12 protein-coding genes, 1 tRNA gene and 2 rRNA genes are annotated in these 11,790 nt (G+C 53.4%); 6 read left to right on the plus strand and 9 right to left on the minus strand.

Annotated elements, in window-relative coordinates; genetic code table 11:
- Nucleotides 1–643: 643 nt before the first annotated feature.
- The gene (locus tag VLV32_04150) at nucleotides 644–949 is read left to right on the plus strand and encodes a hypothetical protein (GenBank protein ID HUL41086.1); all 306 of its coding nucleotides are present in this window, start codon (nucleotides 644–646) and stop codon (nucleotides 947–949) included.
- Nucleotides 950–1,051: 102 nt separating this feature from the next.
- Here VLV32_04150 and VLV32_04155 read toward each other — a convergent pair whose 3' ends face one another.
- On the minus strand, nucleotides 1,052–1,267 hold the full coding sequence (locus VLV32_04155; GenBank protein ID HUL41087.1) for a glycogen/starch/alpha-glucan phosphorylase: 216 nt from the start codon (nucleotides 1,265–1,267) through the stop codon (nucleotides 1,052–1,054).
- A gap of 433 nt (nucleotides 1,268–1,700) precedes the next feature.
- On the opposite strand from VLV32_04155, the gene VLV32_04160 reads away from it, so the two are divergent.
- Together VLV32_04160 and VLV32_04165 are read left to right on the plus strand one after the other, a co-directional pair.
- A complete protein-coding gene (locus tag VLV32_04160) occupies nucleotides 1,701–2,300 on the plus strand; it encodes a cyclic nucleotide-binding domain-containing protein (protein ID HUL41088.1) in 600 nt (199 codons plus the stop codon).
- Entirely contained in the window at nucleotides 2,297–3,559 is a 1,263-nt protein-coding gene (locus VLV32_04165; protein HUL41089.1) for an AI-2E family transporter, read from the plus strand. Before VLV32_04160 ends, VLV32_04165 begins: the two co-directional genes overlap by 4 nt.
- 60 nt (nucleotides 3,560–3,619) lie before the next feature.
- Here the strand turns inward: VLV32_04165 and VLV32_04170 are convergent, their stop codons facing one another.
- Nucleotides 3,620–3,742 carry a hypothetical protein gene (locus VLV32_04170; protein ID HUL41090.1) on the minus strand — a complete coding sequence of 41 codons (123 nt, stop codon included), beginning with the start codon at nucleotides 3,740–3,742 and terminating at the stop codon, nucleotides 3,620–3,622.
- A gap of 79 nt (nucleotides 3,743–3,821) precedes the next feature.
- A tRNA-Lys gene (locus VLV32_04175) sits at nucleotides 3,822–3,897 on the minus strand.
- A gap of 295 nt (nucleotides 3,898–4,192) precedes the next feature.
- Between VLV32_04175 and VLV32_04180 the strand changes: the two genes are divergently transcribed.
- The 3 genes from VLV32_04180 to VLV32_04190 are packed head-to-tail and all read left to right on the plus strand — an operon-like array spanning nucleotide 4,193 to nucleotide 6,702.
- Complete coding sequence (locus VLV32_04180) at nucleotides 4,193–4,681, plus strand: hypothetical protein (GenBank protein ID HUL41091.1); 489 nt, start codon at nucleotides 4,193–4,195, stop codon at nucleotides 4,679–4,681.
- A 42-nt stretch (nucleotides 4,682–4,723) separates the two neighbouring features.
- The gene (locus VLV32_04185; protein ID HUL41092.1) at nucleotides 4,724–5,584 is read left to right on the plus strand and encodes a DUF3365 domain-containing protein; all 861 of its coding nucleotides are present in this window, start codon (nucleotides 4,724–4,726) and stop codon (nucleotides 5,582–5,584) included.
- 5 nt (nucleotides 5,585–5,589) lie between these two features.
- Entirely contained in the window at nucleotides 5,590–6,702 is a 1,113-nt protein-coding gene (locus VLV32_04190) for an adenylate/guanylate cyclase domain-containing protein (GenBank protein ID HUL41093.1), read from the plus strand.
- Between the two features lie 43 nt (nucleotides 6,703–6,745).
- On the opposite strand, the gene aceK is transcribed toward VLV32_04190, so the two are convergent.
- The 6 genes from aceK to VLV32_04220 form a co-directional block, all read right to left on the minus strand.
- Complete coding sequence (gene aceK, locus VLV32_04195; GenBank protein ID HUL41094.1) at nucleotides 6,746–8,548, minus strand: bifunctional isocitrate dehydrogenase kinase/phosphatase; 1,803 nt, start codon at nucleotides 8,546–8,548, stop codon at nucleotides 6,746–6,748.
- A complete protein-coding gene (locus tag VLV32_04200) occupies nucleotides 8,535–9,050 on the minus strand; it encodes a disulfide bond formation protein B (GenBank protein HUL41095.1) in 516 nt (171 codons plus the stop codon). Before VLV32_04200 ends, aceK begins: the two co-directional genes overlap by 14 nt.
- A gap of 165 nt (nucleotides 9,051–9,215) precedes the next feature.
- Nucleotides 9,216–9,581 carry an SWIB/MDM2 domain-containing protein gene (locus tag VLV32_04205; protein HUL41096.1) on the minus strand — a complete coding sequence of 122 codons (366 nt, stop codon included), beginning with the start codon at nucleotides 9,579–9,581 and terminating at the stop codon, nucleotides 9,216–9,218.
- A gap of 136 nt (nucleotides 9,582–9,717) precedes the next feature.
- Entirely contained in the window at nucleotides 9,718–10,293 is a 576-nt protein-coding gene (gene msrA, locus VLV32_04210; GenBank protein HUL41097.1) for a peptide-methionine (S)-S-oxide reductase MsrA, read from the minus strand.
- A 180-nt stretch (nucleotides 10,294–10,473) separates the two neighbouring features.
- Nucleotides 10,474–10,586: ribosomal RNA gene (rrf, locus tag VLV32_04215) — 5S ribosomal RNA — on the minus strand.
- Between the two features lie 145 nt (nucleotides 10,587–10,731).
- A 23S ribosomal RNA gene (locus VLV32_04220) occupies nucleotides 10,732–11,790 on the minus strand; the annotation flags it as partial.

An 11,790-nucleotide genomic window follows, 5' to 3' on the forward strand; every position in this document is an offset into this window, starting at 1 on the left:
CTGCGCGATCTTCACACGTTTCTGAAAAAGCCGCGCAACCTTGCCAGAAAGGTCGTAACTGCGTGAAACTTGGGCACCGGCATCCATGAACTAGCCTCGACAGGGAAAAAAGATAATTCGAAGTTTACTTTGCTGTTGCAACCGCACATTTGATCTAAATCAATTGTGCGGCTTCTAATTCTATGAATTTAATATTATTTGTGCCGGCTCTTTAGGTCGCACGGTTCCAAGTCGGCCGCACGGCTGCGTCGAATCCGGCCGACGCGCTTGCCGCCGCAGGATGAAGCACCAATAAACGAGTTGACGGTTCACCGGCAAGCAACGTTGCGAAATTCGGCCTGGCGCTTCGACGGGACCTACTTGTCTCAGCCTTATCTGCCGCCCCGGCATCGGACTTATGATAGCATGTTGGCTATCGATCTAAATCAAGGTGAAGAGGGGCTGGACCTATATCTACCACGGGCTTCTACGTCAGTGAGCATCATGACGTGCGGGCTGAAAAGCGATTCTTTCGTCGGGCGATTCGAGGGGGGAACTAATGATCGCAAGGCACACCCGCCAGCTCGATAGGTCGAGGCGAGAGGCTGTAGCTTGCCCCAGACAACGTGCGCATCCCGCACGGGGCTTGCAGCCATAGATGGCCATGGACACAAGTGAAACCGACAAGGGCGTCATGTATGTGCTGTGGAAGCGCTTTGAGACGCAGCGCTACCCGAGGGTACTGGAGCCGAAGAAGAAGGTGGACGCCGGGGAGCCGCTCAGTGACGAAGACCTTGAGTTCCTGGGTCTTGCTCTATCCGACGCGAAAGAGATCCAGCCGGCGCTTGACCGTCACGCGGAATATCGTCCGCTGGTCAAATGGGCATTGTCCCTCTGCACTGCGATTACGAATCGCGCCTTGGAAAACGACCGACTGCAGTCAAAGGCTGGATCCCCGAGAAGCGATTAACGCTCAGGAATGAGTTAGTGAACTGACGGGGCTTCTCGGTAAAAAACGATCAATAGCAGCGCGCAAGTTGATTCGCGCCGAGATGCGCAAGCGCTAAGCGCTCTACGGCGAATTCATCGAGGAATGTCCCAAGCTCCTCATCGACCCGTTAACGCTGAATTGAAAAAACCGAGACGATGTTATCCCGAAATGCAAGTTCTCTTTTCCAACCTCCTCTGCGATCTCGATCGTCGCACCGTCGAGCGTGCCGATGGTGCCCGCAGTGGCACTATGAAAACGAACCGGAAAACCGCGCGGCCCTGGACCTGATTTTTTCAGAGCAGTTCAACCGCCATGAGCCGGGGATCTTCAATCCTATTGACGAAACCCTTCTCACGCACGGCGACCATTACTTGCATTTGGCCAATCTCAAGTCGTACAGTGAGACCCATGAAAGAGTGGGCCGCCTTTATGCTGACCGGCAAGGCTGGTCGAAAAAGGCCATTATCAACGTCGCGAGCTCCGGTAAGTTTTCCAGCGACCGCACCATCCTTGAATATGCTCGCGAGATTTGGGAAGCTCAGCCATGTCCGGTCGCCTAGGCGAGCATCGGTATTCTCTATAGGGTGCGGATCATGATGACGGTGACACAAGCTCAGGCGCATGTCTCGCTTGCTGTTGGGGTTCCGAGTGAGAACCCGCTTGTCTTAAGCGCCCTGGATGAGGATCTAATTCAAACGCTTTTGAGAACGCCGCCGCGTCGCTGAACTCAATGACGCCGAAAAAATTCGAACTCATCGGTATCAAGAAGCTTCTATTGCCCGTAAAGGACTTGAACCGGATGCGGACCGGCGCCCCAACGCGTGCGCTGTTCGGTGTTCTTCCGGGAACCTCGGCTAAGGGGAGCGGCCAGGATCTTGTGGACTTCCTAAAGCGGGTCCACCTTTTCGAGGGCCTCGTGGTTGGCGATCTCAGGCGCTTGGCTCGGCTCATCCACGAACGAAGCTACCGGGATGGTGAGTACATCCTCGAGCAAGGGAACCCCTGCGCGGCCATGTATGTCATCCGCAGCGGCGCCGTTGAAATCCTGAGACGAAGCCATCACGGCGAGGAAGTGGACTTGGCTACCTTGGAACCGCCTGCGCCCCTAGGGGAATATGCACTAATGGCAAACGAAGCGGTGCACTGGTTTTCAGCACGGGCTCGTGGCCCAGTCTCGATGATTGCCCTCGGACGGTCCGACCTAGACGCACTTAGTCACAACTTTCCGCTCCTGGCAAACAAAGTTTTTGCAAAACTGGCCGAGATCACCGCCCTGAGACTTCAATTGGTCGTCGAGGAGTTGACCAGCGAGCAAAAGGATTCGGAGTGACCCAGGCCGCATGGAAATCGATCGTGGCCGCAGCAGGCATAGCGCTCGCCGCATATCTGACCTGGGAGCTGCGAAGTCTGATTCTCCCCATTACGGCGGGCGGCCTGGTGGCATACGTCTGTCGTCCCCTCGTAACCGGTATGGAGCGCCTCCGTCTGCCACGTGGCCTGGCAATTGGAATGCTGCTGGCCGGCTTCCTCGGGGCCAGCCTAGTCATCGTTGTCGGCGTACGCGCCATCATTCCCAAGGAACATAAAGTCATCGAGCTGAAGGTCCACGCGCTCTACGCCCTCAACGAGCGCTACAAGGCTTTAATGGGACTCGATCATACGCCGACAAACGGGAACCAGCTCTACCGACTGTTGCACACCGACGCAGATCCCTTGATGGATAGCGTAAGCCAGGCGCTAGCCCTGACACCCGAAGAGGACGCTGAGTTTATTGCGTCCCATGCGGGACCGGCGGGCACCGATCCCTGGTCAGACAAACTGCTGTTTGAGCACCGCGCCAACCTTCAGACACGCAAGATGCGGGGCTGGACACCTCCACGCGATGTCGGCGCGGCGGGCGCGCCGGACCAGGGCCTGGGCCAAGGGCGGGCGAAGATTGTGCGTACGCCTCTTGCGGCGCTCGGTGATGCGCTTTTCGCCTGGATCGTTGCCCCGCTGGTCTTCTTCTTTCTGCTGCGCGATACGGGTGAGATCAAACGCGGCCTTCTCAGACTCGTCCCCAATCGGCTCTTTGAGCCGGTGCTCGCCATTCTGGCGGATCTCGACCGTGCGGTGGGCGATTACTTGCGAGGGCTCTCCTTGTCGTGCTCCTTACTCGGTCTCACCATTACGCTGTTCCTTGCCCTTATCGGCTTGCCCCTCCGGTGGGCGTTCGCCATCGGATTAATTGCCGCGGTGACCAACGTGGTCCCGTACTTGGGATCCGTTGTTGCCTTGCTGGCTGGGCTCGCATATGTGTTCTTCGGAAAGGACTTCCATCCGGTGTTGCCCATGGTGGAGACGGAGAGCATAGCGATTTGGGTGATTGTGGCCGTGGGACTGGCCGAGCTCATTAAGAACGCGGTCTACGAACCCCTCGTACTCGGGGGCGCGGTGCGGCTCCATCCCCTCGTCATAATCGTCGGGTTGGTGGGCAGCACTCTCATGTTTGGTTTTGTTGGAACCATTCTTGCGATTCCCGCCATCGCCGTCTTCACCGTCTTCATCTCAAGCACGGCCAGGCACTTAAAGGCCTACGGCTTGATCTGAAGGGTGTGCTTCCCGAATATTCGTAATGGTGGTACCTCGGGCGGTCAGTGAACAACACTCCTACACTTCTTCGCCTATCCGGTACGCGCCGATTACGTTCCAGTCGGAAGCATATGCCTCGGTCAGAGGCAATAGCAGCAGGAACGCAATCAGGGTTCGAATATGAATCACTATCTCACCCACCGCGAGCCTGACAGATAAAGCGCGCTACAATCCAATACCTTCCCTGCCCTCGTTTCTGTAGCCGATTGTAGCTAAAATCTGGTAGGCCACCGGGGACTCGAACCCCGAACCAACGGATTAAGAGTCCGCTGCTCTACCAATTGAGCTAGTGACCCGAGGATATGAATCTTGCTACCTGTGGCTACCGGCGTCAACCACGACGGCAAAGTCACGTGAGGTACGGCAGCAGCGATACAGTACTGAACCAGCAAGAAAATATTGCAGCCATGCAACTCAATGAAGACATTAAATATGATTAGAATGCACTCATCACCATCATTCGCAATTATCAAGCCAATATTGGAGCCGAGGAAAAGCCACATTTATTCATGTTTTAATAAATTGCGAGTATCCTATTCAAATAGTATTTAACAAGCGTAATTGTAAATTTGTGGTTAGCTGTTCGCTTTCATGTTGAAACTAGGGGAGAAATTTTCGGGAATCTGCGTCGCCGGCTGCGCCTTATGGTTGGGCGCTGCAATCAATGTCATGGCCGCTGAATGGCAGGTCAATAAGGAATTGAGCGGTAACAAAGACATTTGCACCTTGACGTCCGCGAAAATGCCGGTTGATGACGGCTATCAGAAAGTCAGCGCACAGATAATCGTGGACAATAACGCGGTGATCGTGAAGACCGAATCTGAACTCGATCCCGGTTTCTCTGACATCGTCATGAAAGTTGGCAACCGGGACTCGATTCAAATGGATAAGGTCAGTCAAAAAAAACAGGCGGTATTTGAATCGAACTATGGCAAGATCATCGAACAATTCAAACAGGGACGAGAAGTGACAGTTACGCTAAGATTTTGGCCGACGTGGCCGGTTACCGGCACTCACCCGGTTTCTTTCAGCCTGATCGGTTTTACAAAAGCTTATACTGAAGCGACGACCTGCAAATAAAACGGCCTATTGCGATTGAAAGGAGGCGCTATGGGATTGCGCATGAAATTTAACCTTATCCTGCTAGCAGTGTTTTTGGTGGGGTTTGGGGTTACCGGATGGATTACAAACGAATTGCTGCAGCGTAATGCGAGAGGCGAGGTCGTCCGGAATGCCGAGCTGATGATGGAAACCGCACTTGCAATACGTGGATATACCGTCAATCAAGTGGCGCCTCATCTGCAATTGCAGTTGTTGCGTGTGTTCTTGCCACAAAGTGTTCCGGCCTATGCCGCGACTGAAACCCTCAACGTGCTGAGAAAAAAATACCCGGATTACTCCTACAAAGAGGCGATCCTTAATCCAACCAATCCGCGTGATCGGACAACCGACTGGGAAGCAGACTTGGTGCACGCGTTCCGCGATAATGCGGATAAAAAGGAAATTGCAGGAGAGCGCGATACTCCGACCGGACGGGCACTTTATATTGCTCGTCCTCTCCAAATTAAAGACGAGGCATGCCTGGCTTGTCACAGTGTTCCCAGCGCCGCTCCGGCATCAATGATTAAGCTCTATGGCGAAGCAAATGGTTTTGGTTGGAAAATGAATGAAATCGTTGGAGCTCAAATCGTCTCGGTACCGATGTCACTGCCGATCAAAAATGCCGATCGCGCATTCAGGACTTTCATGATTTCTCTATTCGCGGTATTCGCGGTGGTCTTTATTGTGTTGAATTTGATGTTGAGCTGGATGATCGTTCGCCCAATTCAGAAAATGTCGAAAGCAGCCGACCAGGTAAGCACGGGAGACTTTGCGATACAAGAGTTCTCAGAGCTCGGCAAAGACGAAATCGGGGTGTTGGGAGCCTCATTCAATCGGATGAGACGCAGCCTGCAAAAAGCCATGCAGATGATCGAGGGCTAGCGACGATGGCAAACCCGTTGCTCGGCAATCTGAAGCGGACGCTCATCTGCAGCGTGATGTTTGTCGATATCGTCGATTATTCAAAAAAGACCGTCGCAAAACAACTGGCATTCAAAGGTTGGCTGAATGAGCTGCTGTCGCAGGCATTGCATAACGTTTCACCTGTCGACCGCATCATTTTAGATACCGGAGACGGCGCCGCAATCTGCCTTCCGGGCGACCCGGAAGAAGGGTTATTTATAGCGAACAGCTTGCGCGTTGCTTTGATCGAGCAGGATTTTCCCGAGTTCGAACTGCGCATCGGAATCCACCTGGGCCCGGTTAAGGTCGTCAAGGACATAAACGGGCGGCCTAATATAATCGGGGATGGAATTAACGTTGCGCAGCGTGTGATGAGTTTTGCTGCGCCAAATCAAATTTTGGTTTCGAGGTCTTATTACGACGTAGTATCCTGCCTATCTGAAGAATACGCGCAGCTTTTTCGTTATCACGGAATACACAAGGATAAGCACGTCCGCGAACACGAAGTATATGAAGTCAATATTTCAGGAACAGGCAACGTCGTGGCCAAAGAGTCGCAAGCACTCAACGATTCACCACGCGACGAGCCTGCGAATGCGATTTTCGAATCGGCGCTTCCCGAAAGTGATTTCGATGAGCAATTCCTTGCCGCCGTAACAAAGCTGCTTTCGCGGCATATCGGTCCTATCGCGACGCTAATGATCAAGAGAAGCGCAAAGAAAGCCGGTAACCGCGAAGAACTGGCGCGCACGCTGGCGGAAGGCATCCCGGTGCCAGAATTAAGAAAGGTGTTTCTTGATGAACTATGGGCGAAAATCGGGGGTCGACAAATCACGTCCACTTCGCCATCTGAGGAAACTCCAGCGGCGCAGAGCAGTACAGCAACGCCCGACGTTCTCACCGCAGAAACGCTTTCCAGCGTCGAGCATCTACTAGTGCAATACATCGGGCCAATGGCGAGAATATTGGTCAGCAAGTCAGCAAAAACGATGCACCATCCGGATGAGTTGCTCGCGGCTCTAGCTGAGACCATTGAAAGCGAGCGCGATCGGGCTGCGTTTTTGGCCGCCGCGCAAAAAACTCTTGGCCAGCCGTGATTTCAGCGACGGCCGAGTGGGTCGACCGGCCAGACCTACGTGATTAATTCGCGGCGCTCGGCGCGCAACCAAACATGTTGCTAAAGCGCTGCGAGGCGGGATAGGGAAATACATCTTCCATTTGTCCTGCCATAATGCGCTGCTGGATCGCTTTCCAGTACTCCGAATCGAGCAGGTCCCGATGATATTCATAAAAATATTTTTTCACCCGCCGATCCGTAAGCAGAAAGTTTTCAAATTCCTCCGGAAACATGTCGTTCGGAGCGACTGAGTACCACGGTTCTGCGGCGAGTGCGTCTTCTTCATTTCGCGGCTGCGGGAGCTTGCGGAAATTGCAGCGCGTCAGGTATTCGATTTCGTCATAATCGTAGAACACCACGCGCTTGTAACGCGTCACGCCGAAATTCTTAAACAGCAGGTCACCGGGGAAGATGTTGGCGGCGGCAAGCTGCTTGATGGCATTGCCGTAATCGTAAATCACTTGGCGGCAATCATCGTCATTGGCCTTTTCCACGTATAGGTTAAGCGGAACCATACGACGTTCGATGTACAGATGCTTGATCAGCAGCGTATCTCCCTCCTCCTCCACGAGCGAAGGGATTTCTTTTCTCAGCTCTCCAAGCAACTCGGGCGTAAATCGACTTTTCGGGAAAGCAACGTCGGAGTACTCCAGTGTGTCCGCCATGCGCCCCACGCGGTCGTGGTATTTGACCAGCTGATATTTGCTCTTTACCGTTTCACGATCGACGTCCTTCGGCGGTGGAATCACATCCCGGATGGCCTTGAAGACATATGGATAGGACGGCAGCGTAAAGACGACCATGACCATGCCTTTGATACCCGGGGCGATGACCAGTTCGTCATTTGAATGTTTCAAATGATGGAGGAAATCCCGGTAAAACATGTTTTTTCCCTGTTTCTGCCATCCGAGCAGTGTGTATAGCTCCCATGCCGGCTTGTTCGGCACCACGCTGCTCAAAAATTGTACAAACGCAGAAGGCACTTCAATGTCAGCCATGAAATAGGCGCGAGTGGAGCTAAAGAGCAGATGCAGGTGGTCCTGCTTGAGCAGAATTGTGTCGAGATAAAGCTTGCCTGCTTCGTCGTAAAGAATCGGTATGGCAAACGGGTGTTCATAGTTGCCATTAATCAGCTTGCCGACGAGGTAAGCGCCTTTGTTCCGAAAAAGCAACGAACTCAGTACCTGGACCTGTAGATTGGATTCGGCATGGAAAGGACGCGGCAGGTGCTGACGCCAAACGTGAAAAACGTAGTGGATGTCTCGATGCAAATCCGCGAATTGGGGTATCAAGCCATAGTCCCGGATCACCTGCAGAAAGGTGCCGCGCAATCCCGCTTTTCCCGGGTAATAATAGCGATAAGACGGCTCCTCGGACTCAATGTGGTCGGTCGATACTGCCGGCCGCACGAAAATAAAATTGTTGTGATAATAGGTCCGATTGAGAATTCTGCAGCATACCGAGTTGAAATAGGTTTCGGCCAGTTCGGGCCGTTTGTGATTGGTGAGCAAACCTATGTAATGCAGCTTGATTTGCTGCCAAGTCAGGTCGTCCAGCGATTCCGCCCGGAATTCCTGTTGCAGACGCTCGACGCCTTCCAGAACCCGCTGGTCGTAGAATTGAATGCGCTCGCGGGAGGTTTGCTGCACTGCCGCCCAGTCCTGCTTTTCAAAGCGTTCCTTTGCCCCGCGGCTGGTCTCGCGGAAAATTCGATAATGCTTGTCGAATCCTTCGAGAATCGCTTGGGCAACGGCAAAGGCTATCGTGTTCTGGCCGAGCCCGCGGAACGAGTGATGAATGACGCTGGCGCTTTCACGATGTGGCATGTTTAGGTTGCCTCAAGGCCTGGGTTAAAAGAACCAAGCCAACTATGACAAGCAGTATAAACCAAACCAGCGCCCAACCTGGGATGGAGAGCCCGAGGAAGCTCCACACGATATTCCCGCAATCGCCCGAACCCCTGAAAATCATCGGAAGGGCTTTCGATAGCGGAAAAGCGTCGAGCATGTAACCAATGCCGGGCCCGCACTCGAATGCCTTGCCGTGCGGTGCGTGCTGCAGCCAGAAATGCCAGCCGGCAATGCCCGCCCCCAAACCCGCAAAAAGTATCAGCATACCGGCGTAAACAGCCTGTCCCGCGGTCCGCGGATTGTGAACTGCTGCTACCAGACCGGTCAATCCGGTCGCAATGAAGGCCAAGCGCTGAAGGATGCAAAGCGGACAGGGTTCAAGGTGCTCAATATGCTGCAAGTAGAGACCAAATCCCAAGAGACCGGCGCTTACAAGAAGAACAGCAGCCCAGGCCAATCGACTCGTTATCGTGCTCATAGCGGTATCAGTACGCCCCTTAACCCACGATTACACTTGCGGGGTAATTAAGCAGATCGTATCAGTTGCCCCTGAAATAGCCCGCGGTCGCCTGCGGGCAATTTGGGGGTAGAAAAGAAACTGGCACTATCCCTGCGGACAGTGCCAGTCGCTATCCAGACGGAATTATTTCAAATGCTCGTTGATCAGCTTGGTCATTTCAAACATTGAAACTTGCCGTTTGCCGCCAAAAATTTCGCGCAGCCTTTCGTCGGCATTGATCATGCGTCGATTAATTTCATCCTGCAGCTTGTTCTTCTTGATGTAGGCCCATATTTTCTTGGTGATCTCAGTGCGGGCCTGCGCAATGGCACCCACAACTGCAGCGAGCGCCGGATCGGGCATCATGGGCCGCATGAATGCCGGATTTGGTTTGCGCTTCGCCACGCTGCGCTTCTTCTTGGAAGCCTTGGCCATTTTCTTTTTGGCTGGCTGCTTCCTAGCAGAGCTGGATTTTTTTCCTGCGGATTTCTTCCCCTTCTTCTTAGCCATGTGACTTCTCCTATCGTGTGGTCTGACAATCAATCTACGAGTTCGCTTGCCTAACGCCTATGGCAAGAACAACGAGAGCATGCCGAACATGAGGGTGTTTTGTCAATGATTTTTAGATGCGATGCAATTGAAGAAATCACCCGCCCTTGAGCTTCGCAAGAAACTGCGTTCTCAGTTTGGCAACCTTTGGCGCGACAACGAACATGCAGTAAGGCTGCGCGGGGTTGCGCAGAAAGTATTCCTGGTGGTAGCCCTCCGCGCGGTAAAAAGCTTGAGCAGGCACGATTTCCGTGACGATGCTTGAATTCCATATGTGCGCGTCATTTAATTCTTTAATCACCTGTTCCGCTTGAGACTTTTGTTCCGGCGAGTGGTAGAAAACAGCTGACCTGTATTGGGTACCTACATCGTTCCCCTGCCGGTTCAACGTGGTAGGGTCGTGAATGACAAAGAATACTTCCAAGATTTCCTTGAACGAGATTTCGGTCGGATTAAACACGATTTGCACCACTTCAGCGTGGCCCGTATTGCCACGGCATACTTGTTCATAGGTGGGATTTGTCGAGGCGCCACCCATATATCCAGACTCGACCGATTCCACACCCTTCAACTCATCGAACACGGCTTCCAGGCACCAGAAGCAACCCCCCGCAAGCGTGGCGATTTCTTTTCCTGAAGGAGCTTGCGCCGAATTCTCTTTTTGTTGTGGCATGCTGTCCTCCTGTCGCTGTTTGGGTTTACGGGAATATTGTAAAACTTTCCGGGTTGGACGTTAGACCCGTGGGGCAGCGCAACCGATAGGCTCTCTCCGTGTTGTCACAGCTGCAACTTGGTTCATGTCAACCAAATGATAAAAGCCCGTCTCATTACGGGACGGGCTTTTATTGATGGTGCCTGGCGGTGACCTACTTTCGCGTACGAATGCACACTATCATCGGCGCTGAGGCGTTTCACGGCCCTGTTCGGGATGGGAAGGGGTGGGGCCACCTCGCTATTGCCGCCAAGCGTAACCGCCTTAACGATCAGCCTCAGTCGCTAGCTGTCGGCCAATCGCAAGAAAAAGGAAGAAGTAGGGTTGAGAATTGTAATCAACAAACACCCGAATTGGCTAACAGCCGAGCACTGAAAACCAAATGTTGCTTAAGGTTATAGGATCAAGCCGCACGGTCAATTAGTATCGGTTAGCTCAAGGGCTTACACCCCTTACACATCCGACCTATCAACGTTGTCGTCTTCAACGAACCTTTAGGGGACTTACGTCCCGGGAAGTCTTATCTTGAGGCAAGTTTCACGCTTAGATGCTTTCAGCGTTTATCTTTCCCGAACTTAGCTACCCGGCTGTACGACTGGCGTCATAACCGGTACACCAGAGGTTCGTCCACTCCGGTCCTCTCGTACTAGGAGCAGCCCCCCTCAAACTTCCAACGCCCACTGCAGATAGGGACCAAACTGTCTCACGACGTTTTAAACCCAGCTCACGTACCACTTTAAATGGCGAACAGCCATACCCTTGGGACCGGCTACAGCCCCAGGATGAGATGAGCCGACATCGAGGTGCCAAACACCGCCGTCGATATGAACTCTTGGGCGGTATCAGCCTGTTATCCCCGGCGTACCTTTTGTCCGTTGAGCGATGGCCCTTCCATTCAGAACCACCGGATCACTAAGTCCTGCTTTCGCACCTGCTCGCCTTGTCAGGCTCGCAGTCAAGCTCGCTTGTGCCTTTGCACATTGAGGCGCGATGTCCGACCGCGCTAAGCGAACCTTCGAGCTCCTCCGTTACTCTTTGGGAGGAGACCGCCCCAGTCAAACTGCCTACCATGCACGGTCCCCGGTCCAGATGATGGACCCAGGTTAGAGCCGCAATGACGCCAGGCTGGTATTTCAAGGTTGGCTCCACGCAAGCTAGCGCCTGCGCTTCACAGCCTCCCAGCTATCCTACACAAGCCTCATCACAGTCCAATGCAAAGCTACAGTAAAGGTGCACGGGGTCTTTCCGTCTTGCCGCGGGGAGATTGCATCTTCACAAACACTTCAACTTCGCTGAGTCTCGGGTGGAGACAGTGTGGCCATCGTTACGCCATTCGTGCAGGTCGGAACTTACCCGACAAGGAATTTCGCTACCTTAGGACCGTTATAGTTACGGCCGCCGTTTACCGGGGCTTCGATCAAGAGCTTGCACCCCATCACTTAACCTTCCGGCACCGGG

The sequence above is a fragment of the Burkholderiales bacterium genome, assembly GCA_035518095.1.
Classification (GTDB): Bacteria; Pseudomonadota; Gammaproteobacteria; order Burkholderiales; family JAHFRG01; genus JAHFRG01.